Source organism: Sphingomonas chungangi (genome assembly GCF_013778325.1).
GTDB lineage: Bacteria > Pseudomonadota > Alphaproteobacteria > Sphingomonadales > Sphingomonadaceae > Solisphingomonas > Solisphingomonas chungangi.
The window spans coordinates 440436-463381 of sequence record NZ_JACEIB010000003.1 but is presented as its reverse complement, the minus strand read 5'-3'; the positions used below and the strand labels follow the sequence as shown (position 1 = coordinate 463381).

General features: G+C 67.3%; 21 protein-coding genes. 17 read left to right on the top strand and 4 right to left on the bottom strand.

Features of this window, described 5'->3' with window-relative positions; genetic code table 11:
- The first annotated feature begins 83 nt into the window (after positions 1–83).
- From HZF05_RS06495 to HZF05_RS06475, 5 genes are all read left to right on the top strand, one after another.
- Entirely contained in the window at positions 84–2285 is a 2202-nt protein-coding gene (locus HZF05_RS06495; protein ID WP_160363546.1) for a TonB-dependent receptor, read from the top strand.
- An 80-nt stretch (positions 2286–2365) separates the two neighbouring features.
- A complete protein-coding gene (locus HZF05_RS06490) occupies positions 2366–3583 on the top strand; it encodes a cytochrome P450 (RefSeq protein WP_160363545.1) in 1218 nt (405 codons plus the stop codon).
- On the top strand, positions 3580–4014 hold the full coding sequence (locus HZF05_RS06485) for a Zn-ribbon domain-containing OB-fold protein (RefSeq protein ID WP_220129729.1): 435 nt from the start codon (positions 3580–3582) through the stop codon (positions 4012–4014). Before HZF05_RS06490 ends, HZF05_RS06485 begins: the two co-directional genes overlap by 4 nt.
- A 21-nt stretch (positions 4015–4035) precedes the next feature.
- Complete coding sequence (locus HZF05_RS06480; RefSeq protein ID WP_160363544.1) at positions 4036–5202, top strand: thiolase C-terminal domain-containing protein; 1167 nt, start codon at positions 4036–4038, stop codon at positions 5200–5202.
- 1 nt (position 5203) lies between these two features.
- Positions 5204–6718: a class I adenylate-forming enzyme family protein gene (locus tag HZF05_RS06475; RefSeq protein WP_160363543.1), complete on the top strand. Its 1515-nt coding sequence runs from the start codon at positions 5204–5206 to the stop codon at positions 6716–6718.
- On the opposite strand, the gene HZF05_RS06470 is transcribed toward HZF05_RS06475, so the two are convergent.
- On the bottom strand, positions 6715–7287 hold the full coding sequence (locus HZF05_RS06470; RefSeq protein WP_160363542.1) for a metallophosphoesterase family protein: 573 nt from the start codon (positions 7285–7287) through the stop codon (positions 6715–6717). The genes HZF05_RS06475 and HZF05_RS06470 overlap by 4 nt on opposite strands.
- A 95-nt stretch (positions 7288–7382) precedes the next feature.
- On the opposite strand from HZF05_RS06470, the gene HZF05_RS06465 reads away from it, so the two are divergent.
- The 5 genes from HZF05_RS06465 to HZF05_RS06445 are packed head-to-tail and all read left to right on the top strand — an operon-like array spanning position 7383 to position 12381.
- A complete protein-coding gene (locus HZF05_RS06465; protein ID WP_160363541.1) occupies positions 7383–8354 on the top strand; it encodes an NAD(P)H-dependent flavin oxidoreductase in 972 nt (323 codons plus the stop codon).
- On the top strand, positions 8351–9124 hold the full coding sequence (locus HZF05_RS06460; protein WP_160363540.1) for an enoyl-CoA hydratase-related protein: 774 nt from the start codon (positions 8351–8353) through the stop codon (positions 9122–9124). Before HZF05_RS06465 ends, HZF05_RS06460 begins: the two co-directional genes overlap by 4 nt.
- Positions 9121–10722, top strand: a complete 1602-nt coding sequence (locus tag HZF05_RS06455) for a GMC family oxidoreductase N-terminal domain-containing protein (protein ID WP_160363539.1) — start codon at positions 9121–9123, stop codon at positions 10720–10722. Before HZF05_RS06460 ends, HZF05_RS06455 begins: the two co-directional genes overlap by 4 nt.
- 56 nt (positions 10723–10778) lie before the next feature.
- Positions 10779–11594, top strand: a complete 816-nt coding sequence (locus tag HZF05_RS06450) for an IclR family transcriptional regulator domain-containing protein (RefSeq protein ID WP_220129727.1) — start codon at positions 10779–10781, stop codon at positions 11592–11594.
- A gap of 13 nt (positions 11595–11607) precedes the next feature.
- Positions 11608–12381 carry an SDR family NAD(P)-dependent oxidoreductase gene (locus HZF05_RS06445; protein WP_160363538.1) on the top strand — a complete coding sequence of 258 codons (774 nt, stop codon included), beginning with the start codon at positions 11608–11610 and terminating at the stop codon, positions 12379–12381.
- A gap of 4 nt (positions 12382–12385) precedes the next feature.
- Here HZF05_RS06445 and HZF05_RS06440 read toward each other — a convergent pair whose 3' ends face one another.
- Together HZF05_RS06440 and HZF05_RS06435 are read right to left on the bottom strand one after the other, a co-directional pair.
- Positions 12386–13912, bottom strand: a complete 1527-nt coding sequence (locus tag HZF05_RS06440) for an AMP-binding protein (RefSeq protein WP_160363537.1) — start codon at positions 13910–13912, stop codon at positions 12386–12388.
- Entirely contained in the window at positions 13909–15078 is a 1170-nt protein-coding gene (locus HZF05_RS06435; RefSeq protein ID WP_160363536.1) for an aromatic ring-hydroxylating oxygenase subunit alpha, read from the bottom strand. The genes HZF05_RS06440 and HZF05_RS06435 overlap by 4 nt, the downstream gene beginning before the upstream one ends.
- Before the next feature lie 98 nt (positions 15079–15176).
- Here HZF05_RS06435 and HZF05_RS06430 point away from each other — a divergent pair, with 98 nt between their 5' ends.
- The 5 genes from HZF05_RS06430 to HZF05_RS06410 all read left to right on the top strand — a co-directional run bounded on the left by HZF05_RS06430 (position 15177) and on the right by HZF05_RS06410 (position 20820).
- Complete coding sequence (locus HZF05_RS06430) at positions 15177–15755, top strand: TetR/AcrR family transcriptional regulator (RefSeq protein WP_160363535.1); 579 nt, start codon at positions 15177–15179, stop codon at positions 15753–15755.
- Between the two features lie 10 nt (positions 15756–15765).
- On the top strand, positions 15766–18111 hold the full coding sequence (locus HZF05_RS06425; protein WP_160363534.1) for a membrane-bound PQQ-dependent dehydrogenase, glucose/quinate/shikimate family: 2346 nt from the start codon (positions 15766–15768) through the stop codon (positions 18109–18111).
- 29 nt (positions 18112–18140) lie between these two features.
- Positions 18141–19625 (top strand): aldehyde dehydrogenase family protein, encoded by a 1485-nt coding sequence (locus tag HZF05_RS06420; RefSeq protein ID WP_246331645.1) that lies wholly within the window; start codon positions 18141–18143, stop codon positions 19623–19625.
- Between the two features lie 123 nt (positions 19626–19748).
- Positions 19749–20552, top strand: coding sequence for an enoyl-CoA hydratase/isomerase family protein (locus HZF05_RS06415; protein WP_220129725.1), 804 nt, complete (start codon positions 19749–19751; stop codon positions 20550–20552).
- Positions 20553–20670: 118 nt separating this feature from the next.
- Positions 20671–20820 (top strand): hypothetical protein, encoded by a 150-nt coding sequence (locus HZF05_RS06410; RefSeq protein ID WP_181638807.1) that lies wholly within the window; start codon positions 20671–20673, stop codon positions 20818–20820.
- A gap of 191 nt (positions 20821–21011) precedes the next feature.
- Here HZF05_RS06410 and HZF05_RS06405 read toward each other — a convergent pair whose 3' ends face one another.
- Positions 21012–21611 (bottom strand): TetR/AcrR family transcriptional regulator, encoded by a 600-nt coding sequence (locus tag HZF05_RS06405; protein WP_160363533.1) that lies wholly within the window; start codon positions 21609–21611, stop codon positions 21012–21014.
- A 98-nt stretch (positions 21612–21709) separates the two neighbouring features.
- On the opposite strand from HZF05_RS06405, the gene HZF05_RS06400 reads away from it, so the two are divergent.
- Together HZF05_RS06400 and HZF05_RS06395 are read left to right on the top strand one after the other, a co-directional pair.
- Positions 21710–22447 (top strand): SDR family oxidoreductase, encoded by a 738-nt coding sequence (locus tag HZF05_RS06400; RefSeq protein WP_160363532.1) that lies wholly within the window; start codon positions 21710–21712, stop codon positions 22445–22447.
- Between the two features lie 220 nt (positions 22448–22667).
- Positions 22668–22823: a hypothetical protein gene (locus HZF05_RS06395; protein ID WP_160363531.1), complete on the top strand. Its 156-nt coding sequence runs from the start codon at positions 22668–22670 to the stop codon at positions 22821–22823.
- The last annotated feature ends 123 nt before the right edge of the window (positions 22824–22946 follow it).

The window sequence follows — 22946 nt, the reverse complement described above, 5'->3', positions numbered from 1 at the left end:
TCCGATCCCGCCCGACCTATGGGTTTGGCCGAACAACGAACGCATGAGCGAATAACGCTCAAAATAACCCGAGGGGGAGGCCCATGACGTCTCGATCGACCGCATCGCCTGAAAACCGTTTCAACCGCGTCTCGCTGCGCGCCGGCACCGGCCTGCTCGCCGCCGCGCTGGCCACCGCGGCGCATGCCCAAGCTGCGCAACTGGCCGCTGCCCCCGCGCCGCAGGCGGCCGCCGACACCGGCTCCACCCAGGAGATCGTCGTCACCGCGCAAAAGCGCTCCGAAAAGCTGCAGAACGTGCCGATCTCGATCTCGGCGGTGACCGGCCAGATGCTCGCCAAGTCCGGCATCACCGCCGTCGCCCAGCTGCAGCAAGCGGTGCCGGCGCTGCGCCTCAACTATTCGGGCAACACGGTGCAGCCCTCGATCCGTGGCATCGGCAGCTCGGTCGCCGGCCCCGGCCTCTATTCGAACATCCCGATCTACGTCGACGGCTATTACATTTCCAGCCCGACCTCGTCCGACATCGATCTGATCGACGTCGAGAATGTCAGCGTGCTGAAGGGTCCGCAGGGCACGCTGTTCGGCCGCAACGCGACCGGCGGTGCGATCCAGATCACCACCAAGACGCCGTCGCACGAGACGCAGGGCCTCATCAAGCTCAGCTACGAGTCGTTCGATCACTCGACGGCCGCCTTCTACGGCACCACCGGCATTACCTCGACGATCGCGGTCAGCCTGTCGGCCTCCTACGAGCACGGCAACGGCTACATCACCAACATCACGGATGGCGACGATCATTTCGGCGCGTTCCGCAAATGGTCGGTACGCCCGAAGGTGCTGTGGACGCCGACCGACAATCTGAGCTTTACGCTCGCCTACGCCCACACCTATGCAGACGATCCGCTGCTCAACGCGGTCAACGCGCGCGTCGGGCCGGACGGCAGGCCGATCACCACGGGCAACGTCATCCCCGGGCTGGTCATCGCGACCCGGCCCAACGAGGTCTCGGTGAACGGCCCGAGCTTCAACACCGTCAAGACCAACTCGGTCACGCTCACCAGCGCGCTCAAGATGGATTGGGCGGACCTGACCTCCTACACCGGTTACCGCAAGGACAGCGTCAACCAGGCGTTGGATTATGACGCCACGCCCGCTGCGATCGATGATTCGGCCTGGACCATCCCCGACAAGCAGTTCACGCAGGAAATCAACCTGACGTCGAAGCCTGGCGGTCGCCTCTCCTGGGTCCTCGGCGCCTTCTATTACTGGGCGACCGACACCTACGACTACAATCTCAGCCTGGGCGGCGCGCCCTATGTGAACGCCTTCGTTTCAAAGAACACCACCCGGTCCTACGCCGGTTTCGCCGACGCCACCTACGAGGTGCTGGACAATCTCTTCGTCACCGGCGGCCTGCGCTACAGCAAGGACGACCTCAAGCTCGCCTATCCGGCCGGTCCGCTCGCCGGGCTGTCAGGCAAGGCCTCGTTCCACAATTTCTCGCCGCGCGGCGTGATCCGCTACCAGTTGACGCCGCAGTCCAACGTCTATGCGTCCTACACCAAGGGCTACAAGTCGGGCGCGCTGCCGGGATCGGCCTTCGATCCGACTTTCACGCCGGTGAAGCCGGAGAAGATCGACGCCTACGAGGTCGGTTACAAGATCGCCAATCGCCGCCTGCGCTTCAACATCGCCGGCTTCTACTACAATTATAAGGACGTGCAGGTGGCGTCCTATGGCTCAAACGGCACCAGCATCACCCAAAATGCCGCGTCCGAGCACATCTACGGCGTCGATGGCGAGCTCGCCTACGCCGTCACGCCGGACTTCAACATCAACCTGAGCGGTGCGTGGACCCACGCGAAATATAACAGCTTCGACAATGCGATCGGCTATCAGCAGGATCCCACGACCGGCGCGATCGGCGTGGTCAACATCCCCGCCAGCGGCTTCCCGGTCCTCCAGACGCCCCGCTTCTCGGGCACGATCGGCGCCGACTACGGCTTTGACCTCGCCGACGGTCGCCTGGTGGTGAACGGCAGCTACTTCTATTCGAGCCACTTCTACTTCGATGCGGTGAAGCAGCTGCCACAGAAGGCCTATGGCGTGCTCAACCTGCGCGCGACCTGGACCGATCCTTCGAAGAAGCTCGATCTGTCCGTGTACGCCACCAATGTGACCGACAAGAATTACCGGCTTGCCAACTTCACCGATCCGCTTGCCAGCCGCCAGGTGTGGGCGGAGCCGCGTTCGGTGGGCGGATCGATCACCTATCACTACTGAGCCGCTTTTTCGGCTCGGGGCGTGTGCGTATTAGGGGGGTGTCGCCGCAGGGTGGCGCCCCTCGCCCTTTGGAGGTGCAGATGGCTACGATCTCCCGGCACGGCGTGCCGGATCATGTCCGCGACGAACAGATCGTCGACTACGACTATTTCGCGGACGCGCGGGTCACCGACGATCCGCAGCTCGATCTCACCAGCCTACACGGCGATGCGCCGGACATCTTCTACAGCCCCCGCCAAGGCGGCTTCTGGGTGGTCACCCGCTACGATCTGATGTCCCAGATCCTGCGCGACACCGATCACTTCTCCAACCGCGAGCTCGACATCCCCAAGTCCAACAGCGACAACCGGATGATCCCGCTCAACCTCGATCCGCCCGAGCATCTCGGCTACCGCATGGCGCTGATGCGGCATTTCGACCGCAAGCATATCGCCGCGCTGGAGCCCAAGCTGCGCTGGTGGGCGAACCACCTGATCGACAAGGTGATCGCGAACGGCGGCTGCGAGTTCACCGAGGATGTCGGCGCGGGCTTCCCCGTTTCGGTCTTCATGGAGCTGATGGGCTTGCCGCTCGACCGGTTCGAGCAGTTCCGCGACATCGTCCACGAATATTTCGGCGGCACCACCGTCGAGCGGCGCATAGAGCTGCAGAACATCATCATCGAGACGATGCGCGACTATTTCGCGCGCCGCCGTTCCGAGCCGCAGGACGACCTGATGAGCAAACTCGTCCAGGAGCAGGTGAAGGGCCGCCCGCTGACCGACGAGGAGCTGGATTCGATCGGCTTCCTGCTGTTCATCGCGGGCCTCGACACCGTCGCCAACACGCTGACCTTCACCTGGCGCTTCCTCGCCGAGCATCCCGAACTGCAGGGCCGGCTGGCGAACGATCCCGATTCCGCGACCGATTTCGTCGAGGAGGCGCTGCGCCGCTTCTCGATCGTGCAGCAGACGCGCGTGGTGAAAAAGGATTATGACTTCGAGGGCGTATCCTTCCGCGAGGGCGACATGGTCGCCTGCCCGCTGATGCTGGGCGGCATGGACGATCGCCGCAACCCCGAGCCGACGAAGTTCGACATCGACCGGCAGGATCGCGCCCATGTCGCCTTCTCGACCGGTCCGCACACCTGCGTCGGCAACTTCCTGGCCCGCGCCGAGATGCGCGTGCTGGCGGAGGAATGGATTCGCCGCATTCCGCGCTTCCGGATCAAGCCGGGCACCGAGCCGAAATGGCGGATGGGCGGCGTGATGGCGCTCTCCGACGTGCACCTCGAATGGGATGCGGAGGCGAAGGCGTGACCTACAGCTTCCTGCAGCACAAGATCAGCGGCGCGATCGAGGCCGACGATGAATATTGGCGCTGGCTTGAGGAGGGCGAGTTCCGCCTGCCGCGCTGCGCATCGTGCGACCACTGGACCTGGCCCGCGCATTTCCGCTGCGGCCAGTGCGGATCGTGGGAGTTCGCGTGGACACCGGTCACGCTGGAAGGCGCGATCTTCTCATGGACGCGCAGCTGGTACGCCTTCGATCGCGTGATGGAGCGCAAGGAGGATGTGCCCTACGTGTCGCTGGTGGTCGAGCTTCCGCAGGCGGGCGGCGCGCGCGTGATGGGCGTGCTGACCGGCGACGACAGCCGGGCCGCGATCGGCGCCAAGGTGCGCGGCACGATCCTGCCGCCCTCGCCCAAGACCAAGCATTATCCGTCCGTCACCTGGGCGATCGTTTCCTAAGCCAGCGCCGGGAGAGAGTGTGTGAGCAAGTTTCGCGGCGCCGCGGCCATCGCCGGCATCGGCCAGACCCCTTATTACAAGCGCGGCACGTCGCCGGATCCGGAGCTGAAGCTGGCGCTGCGCGCGATCACGGCGGCGGCGGACGATGCCGGCATCGACGTGCGCGACATCGACGGCTTCGTCTCCTACGCCTCCGAGCGGAGCGACCCGGCCAAGCTGATGCCGGCGCTGGGCACGCGCAACCTGCGCTTCGCCTCGCTCGCCTGGTTCCATGGCGGCGCGCTGCCTGCTACGCTCAACCTCGCGACCGGCGCGATCCTGTCGGGCCAGGCCGAGATTGTCGCGGTCTATCGATCGATGGCGGAGAATAACAGCCAGCGGCTGCGCGTCGTGGTGGCGCAGAACGACACATCCTCGCAATATCTGGTCAACGGCCTCGAATCCCCCGCGCAGATCCTGGCGCTGCGTGCGCAGCGACTGATGGAGCATGACGGCGTGCCGCGCTCGGCTTTGTGGGCGGCGGTGGAGGCCTCCTACCACCATGCGCGCAACAATCCGCGCGCTTACGGCCGCATGACCGAGATGGACGAGACTGTGTACGAGAATGCCCGTCTGGTCTCGGAGCCCTATCGCCTGTTCGACTGCTCGCGCGAGAATGACGGCGCCGCCTGCGTGCTGGTCGTCTCGGCCGAGCGCGCCAAGGATCTGAAGCAGAAGCCCGCCTACATCCTCTCCGCGCCGATGGGCACGATGGAAGGCGGCGGCGCGCTCGAAGAGAATTGGCGGCCTTATTACGGCACCGCCGGCCATCGCGAGCTCGCGCAGCGCATGTGGGCGGAATCGGGCTACGGCCCGAAGGATGTCGATGTCGCGCAGGTCTATATGAACATGACGTCGATGGGCATCGGATCGATGATCGACCACGGCTTCTTCACGGCGGAAGAAGCGGGCGACTTCTGCACCTTCGAGAATTTCGTGGCGCCGACCGGCAAGCTGCCGATCAACACGTCGGGCGGCGATCTGGCCGAGGGCTTCATCCACGGCATGGGCCTGATCCCCGAGGCGGTGCGCCAGATCCGCGGCACCTCGGTCAACCAGGTGCCGGGCGCGAAGCTGTCGCTGGTCACCGGCGGACCGGGCGACATCGTCAGCAGCACCGGATTGCTCGGCAGCGAGGAGACGCTCTGAGATGGGCTTCACGGTCACGAGCGCTTTCCGCTGGTGGGTGCGCGAGCATCCGAACCGTGTCGCGGTGGATTTCGACGGCGAGGAACTGACCTACGCCGATTTGAGCGCCTGGTCCTCGCGCGTCGCCGCCGCGCTGATCGCGGACGGCATCAGGCCGGGCGACCGCGTGTCGATCTGCGCGGCCAACACGCTCGATTATGCGGTGCTGATCGTCGCGATCATGCTGTCGGGCGGCATCCACGCACCCTTGAGCTTCCGCTCGAGCGCACGCGAGCTGCGCGGATCGCTCGACACCGTGACGCCGTCGCTGCTCTTCACCGACGCCGATCGCGCCGGGACCGCGCGCGAGGCGTTGGGTGACGAGGCCGGCAAGCTGCGCTCGCTCGACGTCATCCGCCCGCTGCGCGAAGCGACCGCCCCGGCGCCCAGCACGCTCCACCATGCCGAGCCCGACGAGCCCGTCTTCATCATCGGCACCAGCGGATCGACCGGCACGCCCAAGGGGGTGGTCTACTCACACCGATCGATCATGACCTACGCGGCCGAGTTCGCGATCATGGAGCCGCGCACCGGCAATGGCGGCAGCATCCTCGCCGCCGGCCCCTACAGCTCGACGTCGGGCACGCTGCTGCTGATGCAGTTCCTCTCGGTCGGCAACACGATCTACACGCAAAGCCGCTTCACGCCGGAACTGGCACTGAAGCTGCTACAAGAGAAGAAGATCACCACCTTCCTCGCCTCGACCATCTTCTTCGAGCGGATCGCGGCGCTACCGGAGTTTGCCGCAGCCGACCTCTCCACCATCGCCTTCGCGCAGATCAGCGGCGCGCGGGTGAACCCGGCGATCCTGCAGGCCTATCGCGAGAAGGGCGTGGTGCTGCGTCCCGCCTACGGCTGCACCGAGGCCGGCGGCGCCTGGGCGGCGCGCGACGAGACCGCCTTCTCCGAGCCCGAGAAATGCGGCCCCGGCGCGATCTTCACCGAATTCGCGATCCGCGGCGAGGATGGCGGCTTCGCCCCAGCCGGCACCGCGGGCGAGATCCTGATCCGCAGCGGCGCGCTCTCGCAAGGCTATTGGAACAACCCGCAGGCCACCGCCGAGACCTTCCGCGACGGCTGGCTCCACACCGGCGACAAGGGCGTGCTCGACGAGCGCGGCAACCTGACCTTCATCGATCGCATCAAGGACATCATCATCTCCGGCGGCCTCAACATCTCCGCCATGGAGGTGGAGAGCGTGATCGCCGAGGTGCCTGGCGTCGAGGAGGTGGTGGTGCTCTCGGCCCAAGACGACCAGTTCGGCGAGACGCCGCTCGCCGTCGTGCACGGCGACGCGCGGGTGACGATCGACGCGATCATCGCCCACTGCAACGCCCACCTCGCCAACTACAAGGTGCCCCGCTACGTCGCGATCGAGCCCGAGCCGCTGCCGCGCATGGCATCGGGCAAGATCTCGAAGGTGATCCTGCGCGAGAAGTTCAAGGACGCGGCTGGCATGTTGCCGAAAGTGCGCTAGTCCAGATCCACGATCCGCGCCTCGCCCTTCGGCAGATCGAGTAGCGCGAAGCTGCGGACGAAGCCGGTATCGGTCGGCCGTCCGTGGCCGATCGAGCCCGGATTGACGACCAGCATCCCGCCCAGCCGCCGCACCACCGGCTCGTGCGTGTGGCCGTAGAGGACGATATCCGCATCCGCCTCGGCGAAGCGCGGGAAGAGCGGATGCGCGGGCGTCACATAGGCATGATCGGAGGGCCACGGCGTCGAATGGACGAGCAGCAGCCGCTTGCCTTCCAGCGTCAGCGCGGCCCGATCGGGCCGTGTTTCGAGCCAGGTGAGATCGTCCTGTTCGGCCACCGCCGCCCGCCGTGCCGCCGCGCCCGGCCCGCAAAGGAAGCTTTCGTCGTGATTGCCCCTGAGAACCACCGCATCGCGGGCGCGCAGCGTCCGCACGACCTCCGCCGAGAAGCGCGACTGGTCGATGATGTCGCCCAGCGCGAACAGCCGGTCGATCGGCCCCATTCGCTCCAGAGCGACCGCCAGAGCACCGGCCTGGCAATGAATATCCGAGACGATCCCGACGAGCATGATATCCCCTTGACGCAGGGCTTGCCCGATCGCAAGAGTCCGATATAGCAACATACGAGCGGTTATCGCACATTGCGATAGCCGGAGGAGACGGGATGGCGCTGCATCCGGATTGGCGATCAGCTATGGTCCTGCCTGCGGTGTGTGCGCCGATGATGGCGGTGTCCGGCCCCGAGCTGGTCGGCGCGGCGTGCAAGGCCGGGATCATGGCGGGCCTGCCCCGCCACAATGCCCGCACTTCGGAAGAGTTCGCCGGCTGGCTCGATGATCTCCGCCGCGATTTCGATGCTCATGCTGCGGCGCATCCCGGCGCGCCGATCGGCCCGCTCGCGGTCAACCTGATCAATTCCCGCCCGCTCGACGAACTGATCGCCGATCTCGATCTCTGCGTCGCGCGCGGCGTGCGGCTGTTCATCACCGCGATGGGCAACCCGACCGATCTCACCAAGGCCATTCACGATCGCGGGGGCATCGTCTTCCACGACGTCACCAGCCTGCGCTTCGCCGAAAAGGCGATCTCCGCCAGCGTCGACGGCCTCGTCTGCATCGGCAGCGGTGGCGGCGGCCATTCTGGCACGCTCAACGCGCTCGCCTTCCTGCCGCGCGTGCGCGCGATGTGGGACGGCACGATCGTCTTCGCCGGCAGCGTGTCGAACGGCGCCGCAATCCGCGCGGCCGAGATATTGGGCGCGGACCTCGCCTATCTCGGCACCCGCTTCATCGCCACGCAAGAGGCGCGCGCCGACGCGGCGTACAAGGCGATGCTGGTGGAAGGCGGCCTGGCGGACCTGCTCTACACCGACCGCGTGACCGGGGTGAACGCCAACTGGCTGATCCCCTCGCTCACCCGCCACGGCCTCGATCCGGCCGACCTGCCGGCCTCGCCCGGCCATCGCCGCCACGATCATCTGCCCGAGGGCGTGCGGCCGTGGCGCGAGCTGTGGAGCGCCGGACAGGGGATCGAGACGATCACGGACATCCCTGACGTCGCCGAACTCGTTGCCCGCCTGCGGCGCGATTATGTCGCCGCCTGTACGATCCCCGACTGGCGGGAGGCGGCGGCATGACGATGATCGCCGACCTGATCGACGGCCGCACCGATCCGCTGCTGATCGCGGATCGCGGCGCGGTGCGCGTCGTGATCCTCAACCGGCCGGATGCGCGTAACGCGCTGACCCGCCAAATGCGGCGTGATTTCGCGGCCCTGCTCGCCGAGGCCGATGCGGATGCGGCGATATCCGTCATCGTCCTCACCGGCGCGGACCCGGCGTTCAGTGGCGGCGTCGATCTGCGCGAGACCATCGCCGGGCGCGCCGCGCCGGTCGAGCCCAATCCCGGCGTCGCATTGCGCCGCGTCGCCAAGCCGGTGATCGCCGCGATTAACGGCGCCTGCATCACCGGCGCGCTGGAGATGATGCTGAGCTGCGGGTTCGCCATCGCCTCCGACCGGGCGCGCTTCGCCGACACGCACGGCCGCGTCGGCCTGTTCCCGCGCTGGGGCCAGGGCATGCTGCTGACCGATGCGATCGGCGTGCGCCGCGCGCGCCAGATGATGCTGACCGGCCTCCCCGTCGACGCAGCGACCGCGCTCGACTGGTGCCTAATCAACGAAGTGGTGGCGCACGACACGCTGATCGCCCGCGCGCTGGAGCTGGCCGAGGCGATCGCGATGACGGCGGGCGATCACCCCCTCCCCTTCCGCCTCCATGTCGATATGCTGCGCGAGATCGGCGCGGTGCGCGCGGCCGGCGCGGCCGTGATCGAGCGCACCATGCTGCACCGTTTCGATGAACAGCGCGGCATTCCGCATATCGGCAAACAATGGGATCGCATGTGAGCGACTATGATTATGTGATCGTCGGCGCGGGTGCGGCCGGCTGCGTGCTGGCCTACCGCCTGTCCGCCGATCCAGCGACGCGGGTGCTGCTGGTGGAGGCGGGCGGCAGCGATGCCCACCCCTTCATCACGATGCCCAAGGGGCTGGGCAAGATCCTGTTCAACCCGCGCTACCTCTGGCCGTTCATGACCGAGCCCGAGGCAGTCTCCAACCACGTCGGCGAAAGCTGGGCGCGCGGGCGCGTGCTGGGCGGCTCCACCGCCGTCAACGGCATGGTGTGGGTGCACGGCGAGGCGGCGAACTACGAGAAGCTCGCCGGGCTGGCCGGCGAAGACTGGCGCTGGGAGCATATCGCGAAGGCCTATCGCGAGCTCGAGGGGCACCAGCTCGGCGCCGGGCCGGTACGCGGCGGCAAGGGGCCGCTGCGCATCTCGCTCTCCGACTATCGCACGAAGCTGACCGAGGCGATGATCGCCGCCGGCGAGGCGCTGGGGCTGAAGCGCGAGGCCGACGTCAACGATCCGCAGGACGGCGAGCGGATCGGCTACGCCCCACGCACCATCTGGCGCGGCCGGCGCGTGACCGCCGCAACCGCCTTCCTCCGCCCCGCGCGGCGGCGGCGCAACCTCACCGTCGTCACCGGCGTGGTGGTGGACAGGATCGCCGTCGAGAATGGCCGCGCCGTCGCCGTGCTGGGCACGAAGGATGGCGAGACGGTGCGCTACGTCGCGAAGCGCGAGGTGCTGCTCTGCGGGGGCACGATTGCCTCGCCCGCGATCCTGCAGCGCTCGGGCATCGGCCCGGCCGAGCATCTGCGGTCGCTCGGCATAACCGTGGTACATGATGCGCCGGGCATCGGCGCCAACCTGTCCGAGCATCGCGGCATCGTCATGCAGTGGAAGGTGGCGGACGCCCTCTCCCAGAACGCATCCTATCGCGGCGCCCGGCTCGTCCGCTCGGTGCTGCGCTATTTCGCGCAGCATAAAGGGCCGATGACCGGCGGCGCCTACGACATGGGCGCCTGGTTCAAGACCAGCCCGGATCAGCCGATCCCCGACGGGCAGATGCTCATGTCCCCCTACAGCTTCGATTACAACGCGACATCGCTACGCGTCGAGCCGTTCGGCGGCTTCAACATCTGCGTCTACAAATTGCGGCCGGATTCGCGCGGCTCCATCCTGATCCGGTCGACCAATCCGGCCGACCTGCCGACGATCACCGCCCGCTACGCCGCCGACGAGCGCGACCAAGCGAGCGTGCCGATGCTGGTGCGCTACGCACGCCGCTACGTCGCGCAGGCACCGCTGGGCGGCATGGTGATCGAGGAGACGCGGCCTGGCGCGCAGTTCGCAAGCGACGACGAAATCTTCGAGGCCTATCGCCGCTTCGGTTACGGCAACTACCACGCCTGCGGCACCTGCCGCATGGGATCGGACGCGGCATCGGTGGTCGACGGCGCGCTGAAGGTACGCGGCATCGATGGCCTGCGCGTGGTCGATGCCTCGGTCTTCCCCTTCATGCTCGCCGGCAACACCCAGGCGCCGGTGATGGCGATCGCCTGGCGCGCCGCCGACATCCTGCTGCGCGGCGAGAAGTGACTGGTCGCTGGCCGGGGTGCGTGCAATAATCGCACGAAGCATTTCCAGAGGGGCGAATGGATCACATCGATAGCGGCAACGCGATGGCGGACAAAAACGAGGCAGCCAGCGGACGAACGCTGCGTGACGTCGATCGTATGGGCGGTTTCGCCAAGGGCCTTTCGGTGATCGAGGCGTTCGGCCGTGGCCGCAACCGCCTGACCATTGCCGAGGTGGCGCGGCAGAGCGGGCTTGATCGCGCATCCGCGCGCCGCTGCCTGCTGACGCTGGTCGAAGCCGGCTATGCCGCCGCCGACGATCGCTATTTCGAGCTGACGCCGCGCATCCTGCGGCTCGGCCATTCCTACCTCGCCGCCTCGCTGCCACGCCTGATCCAGCCGACGCTCAACCAACTGTCGGACCGGCTGCAGGAATCCTGCTCGGCCGCGGTGCTGGACGGCAAGGACGTGATCTACATCGCGCGCTCCGCGCAGAACCGCATCGTCGGCGCCGGGCTCCACGCCGGCAGCCGCCTGCCCGCTTACTGCTCGACGCTGGGGCGCTCGATGCTGGCGGCGCTACCCGCCGACCGCGCGCGCGCCATCCTCGAATCGAGCGACCGCACCCAGCTCACCGAACGGACGCTGACCGGCATCGACGACCTGATGGCCGAGCTCGATCGCATCCGCGCGGCGGGCTACGCCTATATCGATCAGGAGCTGGAGATCGGATCGCGCTCGGTCGCGGTGCCGATCCGCAACCTCTCGAACCGCACTGTCGCGGCGATCAACGTCGGCCTGCACGTCTCGCGCGGCACGCCCGAGCGCGTCCAGGAGGAGATCCTGCCCGCTCTGTTCGACGTGCAGGCGCAGCTCGCCGAAATCCTGCCCTGATCCCGGAGACCCGATGCGCAACCCCTCCACCGATCGCCTCGCGGGGCGCGCCGTCATCGTCACCGGTGCCGCCTCGCGCGCCGGGATCGGCTTCGCCACCGCCGAACGCCTTGCCGGCGAGCGCGCGCGCGTCTGCCTGACCGACATCGACGGCCCGGCGGTCGAGGCGCGTGCGGCGGACTTGCGGGCGGCGGGCGCGGACGCGATCGCCCTGGCGCAGGACGTCACGGACGAGGCGGGATGGGAGGCGGTGATGCGCGCCGCCGCCGGGGCGTTCGGGCGGGTCGACGGCCTGGTGAACAATGCCGGCATCGTCGTGCTGGCGCTGGTCGAGCAATTGTCGATCGCCGACTGGCGGCGCCAGATCGACGTCAACCTGACGAGCTGTTTCCTCGGCTGCCGCGCGGCGTTCGCGCATTTTGGCGAGGGCGGCGGCGCGATCGTCAACGTCTCGTCGATCAGCGGCCTGATCGGATCGAACCGCACCACCGCCTACGGGGCGAGCAAGGGCGGCATGCGACTGATGACCAAGTCGCTGGCGATCGAGGGCGGCCCGCGCGGTATCCGGGTCAACACCGTTCATCCCGGCGTGACCGAGACGGACATGCAGGCCACCGCCCGCGCAGACGCCAGCGGCGATTCCGCCTCGATCGCCGCCGCGATCCCGTTGCGCCGCACGACCGGGCCGGACGCGATCGCCGCCGGCATCGCCTTCCTGCTGTCGTACGACGCCGATTACGTCACCGGCACCGAGCTGGTGATCGACGGCGGCCTGACCGCCCAGTAAGGAATCAGGCCTTCAGTCGGATCGCGCCTTCCGGCACCGCCGCATAGACCGCCCGCAGATCGCGCTTCAGGATCTTGCCCGAGACGGTGCGCGGCAGCGGCTTGCCATGCTCCACGACATAATGGGGCCGCTTGTAGTCGGCCAGCTCCTCCGTGCAGCGCAGGCGCAGCCCGGCGAGATCGAGCGCCCGCGCACCGTGGGCGACGATCATCGGCACCTCGCCCCAGCGCGTATCGCCGATGCCGATGACGGCGAACTCCTCCAGCCCGGGAACGCCCGCCAGCACGCGCTCCAGCTCGGCCGGATAGACGTTGAGCCCGCCCGATTTCAGCATGTCCTTGGTGCGATCGACGACGCGCAGAAAACCCTCCTCGTCGACCACGCCGGTGTCGCCAGTGCGCAGCCAGCCGTCCTGGATGGCCTTGGCGGTCTCCGCCGGGTCGTTGATATAGCCCTTCATCACGCCGGGGCCGCGCAGCAGTATCTCGCCCGCCTCGCCCGCCGGCAGCGCCGCGCCCCGATCGTCGGCGATGCGCAGTTCCATGCCCATGATCGCGCGACCCGACGAGCCGAGCTTGCGGATCGCATCTTCCTGGAACAACAGCGTGGCATGGCCGCCCGTCTCGGTGAGGCCATAGGCCTGCGTCACCCGCACGCCGATCGACTGCCAGGTCTGGAGCAGGTGCGCGGACGCCGCGCCCGTCACCGCCTCACGCAGCGCGGAGAAATCGGCGGTGCGGAAGCGCGGGCTCTGCGCGATCTTCTCGAACAGCACGACGACGGCGGACCAGACGCTGATCCGTTCCCGCTCCAGCACGTCGATCATCCGGTCGGGATCCGAGGTCGGCTCGATCACGACGGTGGTCGCCCCCATCGCCAGCCCCTCGCGCAGATACTGGCAGCTGCCCCAGGTGTAGGCGAGCGGCAGCGAGACGAGGATGCGGTCCTCGAAGGTCAGGCCCGACGGCACCGCGCAGGCGATGCCCGATTCGCGCAGATTGCCGTGGGTCAGCATCGCGCCCTTGGGGAAGCCGGTGGTGCCCGACGTGTAGCAGACCAAAGCCACGTCGTCGGCGCCGACCGCCACGTCCGGCACAGGCGCGTCGCTGTCGCCGAGCACATCGAAGGTCGGCCAGTCGTCGAACGGTTCGGTGCTGATCACGTCCAGCCCCGCCACCTCGACGACGGCGGCGGAGAGCGCGGGCGCGAGGCGCGGCTCGGTGACGATCAAGCGGATGCCGGCGTCGCGGATCGGGTGCAGCATCTCGCGCGGGGTGAAGCGGATGTTGAGCAGGGTCACCGCCGCGCCCGCCTTCATCGCGCCCAGCATCGTGTAGAGGAATTCGGGCCGGTTGCGCATCAGGATGCCGATGCGATCGCCCTTGGCGACGTCCCTCCCGGCCAAGCCGGCAGCGACGCGGTCGCTCAGGCGATCGAGCTCGCCCCAGCTGATGTCCGTGCCCGTGCAGCGCACCGCCAGCCGATCCGGCCAGCGCTTCGCCCAGAAACGCAGGATTTCGTGCAGGGTCACGCGTCGAGATCCTTCGCCAACTGGCGATGCAGGTGCTGGGCCGACTTCTCGTTGCGCCCGTAGCGGAAATGGCCCTGCGGCCGGGCCAGCGCATTCTCCTGGATCCAGACCTCCATCGGCCAGTCCTCCTCGGTCGCCGCCTCGCGCAGCACGTCCCAGCTCAGGTTGATCCGCGCCTCCATCTCGGGCGTCAGGATCTCGGGCCGCACGAAGAAGCGGATGCGGATCGTGCTCTCGCCCGGATTGGTGAGCGAGGGCCACACCGTCCACGCCTCGGTATGGTCGGGCGCGCCGATGAACATGGCGTTGGGATAGACCATCAGCAGGGACGAGACATATTTGCTGCTCGATGCCGGCGGATCGCCCGCCTTGATCAGCGTGCGCAGCTTGGCGCGGGGCTGGAAGAGCTTGCCGTGGCGGCCGAACTCCTTGAACACCGCGACGTTGGTGACGACCCGCGAGCCGACCCCGCCGGGCTTGGGATGCAGGAACTGCGGGTGGAGGCTGTCGATCGCGCCGTCCATCACCAGCTTCCAGTTCACCGGCAGGGTGAACGTCTTGTCGAGGTAGATGATCGTGTCCTCGAGCTTCCACGGATCGAGCTGGGCATCGACCTCGGCGCCGAGATAGTCGGCGATCGGCGTGCCGTCCCCGTCCGCGAGGCGCACATAGATCATGCCGTGGCGCACCTCGGCGCGGAAGCGGTGGAGGCCGTTGCAGGCATAATCGATCGGCCCGAAGGTCGCCTCGTAGGGCACGCTGTGCAGCGCGCCGTCCTCGGCCTTGTAGGACCAGCCGTGATAGCGGCACATGAAGATCGGCTTGCGGCCGCCCTCGCGCTGCTCGACCCGACCGCCGCGATGGCGGCACATATTGTGATAGGCGGCGATCGATCCATCCGCCTTGCGCACCAGCAGCAGCGCGATGCCGAGCACTTCGCGGGTGAGGAAGTCGCCCGGCTCCTTGAGTTCGGAAACGTGGGCGACGATCAGCGGCATGCGCTTCAGCAGCGCGATCTCGGCCGCCGCGCGATCGGGATCGATGAAATGCGCGATCGGCACATGCAGCTCGCTCTCCGCCTGATCGGTGCCGTCCGCGCGGATATAGTCGACCAGCCGATCGGCCACGTCGGAGTCGAGTGCCACCTTGCTGTCCGCGATATCCATGAGTCCCTCCAGTTGCCATAACCAAACACCGTTGGGTTGTTCGAGTCAATATCCAAACAGTGTTTGATTTTTGATCGAAAGCGCGCCAGACGATCGCCATGGCGAGGCCGAAAGAAGCGTTGATAGCGAAGGAGACGGTGGTCGAAACGGCCGCGCGGATCATGGCGCGCGACGGGTTCGAGGCGCTCAGCCTGCGCCGGCTGGGCGCGGAGCTGAAGGTCAATTCCGCCTCGCTCTATCACCATTTCGAGGGCAAGGACGATATCCTGCGCGCCGTCGCGCGCGCCGCCTTGAAGGCGATCGACCTGCCGCCGCCGAGCGCAGACTGGCGCGGCTGGATCGGCCGGGCGGCGGTCGGCTTCCGTCATCTCCTGATCGACCGGCCCTATCTGGTGCCGCTGATGCTCGGCCAGCCGCGCCCGCGCACGCTGGCGATCGCGGTGACCGACGAGCGGCTGGCGGAGGCCGGCGTCTCGCCCGCGATGCGCGCCGAATTCCTGCAGGCGCTCGACATGACGGTGATCGGCTCTGCGCTGGTGGCGATCGCGAGTGCCAAGGCGGCCGCCGCGCAGGGCGAGGAGGAACGTCCGGCCGCCATCGATCACGACGAACTGCTGCGCACCACGATCGGCATGTTGCTCGATCGCTTCGTGTCGACCAGCGCCGACGGCGCCTGACGGAGACATCATGACCCTATTGCTTCGTTCGATCGCGCTCGTCCTGCTGGCGCTCGGCCTCGCGCTCGGCGGAGGCGGCGTGCTGCTGCTGATCGCGGGCGGATCGCCAGCCTATATCTTCTTTGGGCTCGCGCTCTGCGCGACCGGCGTGCTGCTGTGGCGACGTTCGGGCTGGTCGCCGTGGGTGGCGGCCGCCCTGCTGCTGGGGGTCGATCTCTGGGCGCTGGGCGAGGGCGGCATGAACATCTGGGCCTATGCGCCGCGCCTGCCGATGTTCGCAGTCATTGCGGCCGTGCTCGCCCTCCCCGCGATCCGCAGGCGCCTGACCGGTGGCCCGGCGATCGGCATCGATGTCGGCCGCACATTGGCCGCAGCCGTCGCGCTCGTGACGCTGGCGATCCCGTGCGCCTCCGTGATCTGGCCCAATGCGGATTCCGCGACGCTGATCGCCACCGCGGCGCCCGGCGGCGGCACGGCCGGCGATGCGGCGGGCACCGAATGGACGAGCTGGGGTGGCACCCCCGCCGGCACCCGCTTCAGCGCGCTCGACCAGATCACGCCCGCCAACGTGAACAGGCTCAAGCTCGCCTGGCGCTACGATTTCCACGACAGTCAGCCCTACGGCCTGCAGGTGACCGCGACCGCTGCGGCAGGGCGGCTCTATATTTGCAACAGCACCGACGTCGTCGTCGCGCTCGATCCCGACACGGGCCGTGAATTGTGGAAGTTCGATCCGAAGATCGATCTCTTCCACGCCCCGTTCCGCGCCTGCCGGGGCGTGGGCTATTATGCCGTGCCGAACGCCATCGGCCCCTGCGCGACTCGCGTCTTCGTCACCACCGTCGATGCCCGGCTGATCGCGCTCGACGCCGTCACCGGCCGCCGCTGCAAGGGCTTTGGCGCAGGCGGCGACGTCGAGCTCACCGAAGGCCTCGGCAAGGTGCGGCCCGGTTATTACTGGTTCAACGGCGCCACCACGATCGCGCGCGACCGCATCGTGCTCGGCGCGACCATCGTCGACAACCAGATCTGGGGCGAGCCCTCGGGCGTGATCCGCGCCTTCGATCCGGTAACCGGCAAGCTCGACTGGGCCTATGACGTCGGCCACCCTGATCGCCACGGCGCGCCGCCGCCGGGGGAGACCTACACGCCCGCCACGCCCAACAGCTGGGGCCAGATGTCGTACGACGACGCGCTGGGCCTGATCTACGTGCCCACCGGCAACGCCACGCCCGATTATTTCGGCGGCCGCCGCCGCCCGATCGACGACGAGATCAGCAGTTCGGTGATGGCGCTCGATATCGAGACCGGGGAGCGGCGCTGGATCTTCCAGACCACGCACCACGATGTCTGGGATTACGACGTCGGCGCCCAACCCACCCTGTTCGATCTCCAGCAGAACGGCCGCACCGTCCACGCGCTCGCGCAGGCGACCAAGCGCGGCGAGATATTCCTGCTCGATCGCGTCACCGGCAAGCCGATCGCCCCGGTGGTCGAACGGCCCGCCCCCCAGGGTGGCGCGTCGGGCGAGCGACTCTCCCCCACCCAGCCCTTCTCGGTCGGCATGCCCTCGATGGCCGGCCCGCCGCTCACCGAGGCGCGGATGTGGGGCCTCACCCCGTTCGACCAATTGTGGTGCCGCATCACCTTCCGGCAGTCGCGCTACGACGGGCCGATGACCCCGCCGGGCCTCAAGCCGACGCTCGAATATCCGGGCTATCTCGGCGGCATGGACTGGGGCGGCGTCTCGGTCGACACGCAGCGCGGGCTGATGGTGATGGTCCACAATTACGTCGCCAACCGGGTGCGGCTGGTGCCCCGCGCGCAAGCCAACGCCGCCGGCGCCTTCCCGATGGGCGAAGGCCGCGACGGCGGCGCCGCGCTCACCGGCTATCTGGCGCAGGGCCGCACGCCCTATGCAGTGGACATCAAGGGCTTCCTCTCGCCCCTCACCGTACCCTGTCAGCAGCCGCCGTGGAGCCGGATCAGCGCGATCGACCTCGCCAGCCGCAAGGTCGTCTGGTCGCGCCCGCTCGGCACCGGCAAGGACAATGGCCCGCACGGCCTCGCCTCCCATCTGCCGCTGCCGATGGGCGTGCCCTCGCTCGGCGGCACGCTGCTGACGAGGAGCGGCCTCACCTTCGTCGGCGCCAGCACCGACAAGACCTTCCGCGCCTTCGACACCGCCAGCGGCCGATTGCTCTGGCAAAGCGCCTTGCCCGAATCGGGAAACGCGATACCTATGACCTTTAGGTCGCCGGCCAGCGGCCGCCAGTTCGTGACCATCGCGGCGGGCGGGCACAAGGCACTCGGCTCGCACGGCGGAGACAGTTTCGTCGCCTACACGCTCCCGTGAGAGGGGCTTCACATTCCAGGAGACCGGACATGGACATGCCGACCCTCGCCACCCAGACCGCCCAGCGCTTCACCACCCGCCAGCTGCTCCTGATCGACGGCGAACGCGTCGATTCGATCGACGGCGGCACGATCGAGGTGATCGATCCCGCCACCGAGCGGGTCATCGCCCATGTCGCCGAGGCGCGCGCCGCCGATATCGACCGCGCCGTCGCCGCCGCGCGCAAGAGCTTCGCCGACGCGCGCTGGCGCGGGCTGACCGGCGATGCCCGCGCGCGCGTCCTGCTGCGCTTCGCCGAGCTGATCGAGGCCCATGCCGAGGAGCTCGCCCATATCGACACGCTGGACAACGGGATGCCGCTCTACATGTCGCGCGGCGCGGTCGCCGGTGCGGCGCTGCAGCTGCGCGCCTTCGCCGGCGCCACGACGCGGATCGTCGGGCGCGCGGTGTCGAACGCGATTTCGCTGCCCGGCGAGTATCATGCCTATACCCGCCGCGAGCCGGTCGGTGTCGTCGGCCTGATCACGCCCTGGAACGGACCACTGCCGACGCTGATCACCAAGCTCGCCCCAGCGCTCGCCTCGGGCTGTAGCCTGGTGGTGAAACCGTCCGAGATCACCCCGCTCAGCGCCTTGCGCGTCGGCGAGCTGGCGCTGGAGGCCGGCGTGCCCGCCGGCGTTCTCAACGTCGTACCGGGCGTCGGCGGCGACGCCGGCGCGGCGATGGCAAACCATGGGGACATCAACAAGATTTCCTTCACCGGATCGACCGCGGTCGGCAAGGAACTGGTCCGCGCGTCCGCCGGCAACCTCAAGCGGATCACGCTGGAGTTGGGCGGCAAATCTCCCTGCATCGTGTTCGACGATGCCGACATGGCGAAGGCGATCCCCGGCGCCGCGATGTCGGTTTTCATGAACAGCGGCCAGGCTTGCATCGCGGGCTCCCGTTTGTTCGTGGAGCGCAAGGCGTTCGACAAGGTGGTGGACGGCGTCGCACAGGTCGCGAAGAACCTGAAGGTCGGCAATGGTTTCGAGGAGGGGATCGATCTCGGCCCGCTGATCTCGGCCCGTCAGCGCGACCGCGTCGCCTCCTATATCGAGGCCGGGCGCAAGGAAGGTGGCGAGGTGGTAACCGGCGGCGACAGCGCGGGAACCAGTGGCTTCTTTCTCAACCCCACCGTCTTCGCCAATGTCGGCCGCGATGCGACGATCATGCGCGAGGAGATTTTCGGCCCCGTCATCGTCGCGACCCCATTCGACGATGTGGAGGAGTTGGTCGAAGTTGCCAACGACACAAGCTATGGCCTGGCCGCCGGCATCTTCTCGACCAACGTCAACACCGTCCACAAGTTGGCGGCGCGGCTGGAGGCGGGCAACGTCTACGTCAACGGCTATGCGATGTTCGATCCGACGATGCCGTTCGGCGGCATGAAGCAGTCCGGCTGGGGCCGCGAGCTCGGCGAAGAGGGTATGGACGCCTTCTTGGAGACCAAATCGGTGTGGCTTGCACTCTAGAGCGAGTACATCCGGCATTCCGATCGCGTAAAAGGGCGGCGTGCATGTTCGCGATTGCCGTCTTGCCGACATTTCTGCATATATCGCTCGAACGTGCGAAATTGGAACTTTTAGGAGAAACCCGTGCCCGCTATCGATCCCGGTCGCTATGAGTGGATCAAGGTTGCGGTGGCGGACGGCGTCGCCACGCTGATGCTCAACAATCCGACGAAGAAGAACGCCGTCAGCCGCCCGATGCACCGCGAGATCGAGCGGATCTGGGACGATGTCGACGCCGACAACAACATCCGTGTGGCGGTGCTGACCGGTGAGGGCAACGCCTTTTGTGCCGGCACCGATCTCAGCGTGCAGGACGAGGACAATGCGCAGGGCCGGCCCAGCAGGCCACCCACGCGCTCGGCCCGGCGACTGTTCTGGAACATGCTCGATTGCGAAAAGCCGATCATCGCCAAGGTGCGGGGGCCGGCCTACGGGGTCGGCGTCAACATCGCGATGGCCGCGGATATCGTGATCGCCGCAGAGGGCGCGCGCTTCTGCGACAGCCACGTGAAGATGGGAATCGCGGCGGGCGACGGCGGCGCCGCGCTGTGGCCATTGCTGATCGGTTTCCATCGCGCCAAAGAACTGCTGATGACCGGCGATCCTGTCGACGCCAAGCGCGCTGCAGAGATCGGGCTGATCAACCATTGCCTACCCGAGGCGGAGCTCGATCCGTTCGTCGATGCGCTCGCCGCCCGTCTCGCCGCGGGCGCGCCGCTTGCCATCTCCTATACCAAGATGGCCGTCAACATGATGCTCAAGCAGCTTACCGCCGGTGCCTTCGAGACGTCTTTGGCCTACGACCAGATGACGCTCTTTACCGACGATTTCAGGGAAGGGACACGCGCGTTTCTTGAAAAGCGCGCCCCGAAATTCTCTGGCAAATGAGCAAACGGCAAACTCGATCAGCACAAGGATGGCGTGATGGGCTTGTCGAACGCCGATCCGACGATCACCGTCTGTTTCCCGACGGATGACTGGAGATCGGGTTTGAAGGAGCATGCGGATGTCCATCGACGAAACCATCATCGAGACGCCGGACGGACCGATGACCTGGGCCGAATGGAAGAAGAAGAACCCCGTTCAGGTTCCGTCGCGCCGGACCAAGGGGAAGGATCTACCCAACAAGGTGAAAATCCGGACGGACGAAAAGTGAGGTGAAGACGCCTTTGACGACCTCGTCCGGATCGATGGCATAGAGTCTGGAGAAGTCGGCCCGCGCGTACTCGCCGCCGATGCGGATGGATCGCCCTTCCCAGGGGCATGTACGGTCGGTCCACTGCCGGCTGCTGCTGGCGACGTGACGCCCGCGCATCGCAATCGTCGCATTGGTCATCCCCGCTCGCGTCAAGGGCGCTCGGGCCACGCAGTCATCGCGGTCTCCATGATTCCGCGCAAATCTTCACCGCTCGCGCCGTCCCGGGCTTGGTTCGCCATTCCCTGAAATACGCCGAAGTAAAATCGGCCCAGTTGCTCGACGTCCACCATCGCCGGCAATTCGCCGTCAGAGGCGGCCATCTCCAATCGCGAGATCAGATGGCCGAGGCACGAGGATCTGATTTCCCGCGCAACCCGCGCAATCGCGTCGGGCCATTCGTCGCCGAGCCCCGCGAGTGTCGACATGCAGCCAGCGGGTATCCCATCCGTGGCCGGCAGCGCTTCGGTGGCGGCCAGAAGAAAGGCCTCGACACCGGCACGCGCCGTCTTTGCGCCCTCAAGCTCTCCCCAAACGGCGTTTCCAATGGTCACGACATAGTGGTCGAGAGCTTCGAGATAGAGCCCCTCCTTGCTGCCGAACGCCGCATAAAGGCTCGGCGAGCGGATCCGCATGGCCGTGCAAAGATCGTTCATCGAGGTCGATGCGTAGCCCTTCGACCAAAACACACGCATCGCGTCGGCGAGCGCCGCCTCGCGATCGAACTCACGCGGTCTCCCCACGGACGTCATCAGCAACCTTTCTGTGCCGGACGACACATAATGCCGTTGACGGCGCGATCAACCCTCCTATCTAATTCTGTGTCGATTGGCACAGAAAAGGATTGACCATGGTTCTGACCGGCAAGCGCGCTCTCGTAACGGGCGCAAGCAGAGGCATTGGCGCCGCGATCGCGGGGGCGCTCGCCGCCGAGGGCGCGGACGTCGCCATTACCTACGAGAAATCCGCCGATCTGGCCGGGCGGGTGGTGGGTGAAATCCGCTCAAAAGGCCGCAACGCGGTCGCGATCCGGGCCGACAGCGCCGACGTGGCGCAGGTGCGGGCGTCCATCGCCGGAGCGGCCGACGCACTCGGCGGGCTCGACATCCTCGTCAACAATGCAGGCATCCTGCGCCTCGCGGGCGTGGCGGACATCGCGATCGACGACCTGCAGGCTCTCCTCGACGTCAACGTCCGCAGCCCGATCGTCGCCACCCAGGCGGCACTCCAACACATCGGCGAGGGTGGCCGCATCATCACCATCGGCAGCTATTTCGCGGATAGAATCCCTTCGCATCTCGTCGGCGTGTACGCCGCCACGAAATCGGCGCTGACCGCCTTCAACAAGGCTCTGGCACGCGAGATCGGCAGCAGGGGAATTACCGCGAATGTGGTCCAACCGGGCTCCATCGCGACGGACATGAACCCGACAGAGGGTCCCTTCTACGAACCGCTCCGCGCCCTCGCCGTCAACGGCCGCTATGGCACGCCCGACGAGATCGGCGATGCGGTGGCGTTCCTCGCCAGCGACAGGGCCCGCTACATCACCGGCACGACACTGACCGTGGACGGGGGCGCCAACGCCTGAGGCAGGACTTCGCCTAGGGCCTGGATCGCGTAGCACGGGAGCGGCGACAGGCCGGGCGCTGGACCGCCTCACCTCGCTCCAGCGCCCGGGCCGCTTTCTCTGAACGGAGCCCGATCGGTGCCGTCGAACGACAGGGCACGCCATCCCAACTGCCCACGTCCCAGGGGCGATAACCGGCGGTGATCTCGGCAAGCTCCGCCTTCAGCTCCTGCGAAAGATCGTGACCGGCCGCCGCGAGCGTTGGCTGGCGCGGCTGGCCCCGAGGATCACCGACGAGACCGCCGGATTCGCGAGAATCCAGGCAACGATCAACGATCAGAGTCGGCAGGGTCATGTCGGCCGTCCGGACTACCTCCTCGAGCCGCCGATCGTCTAGAACTCGCGCTGTTGCCAGTAGCCTGCCTTGCACATGGCGTCGAACTCGCCCCGGAAAACGCCGCCTGTCCGGATTTCGTCGAGCCGGCACTTGCCCTGGGCGTTCGGGGCCCCGTCCAACCTT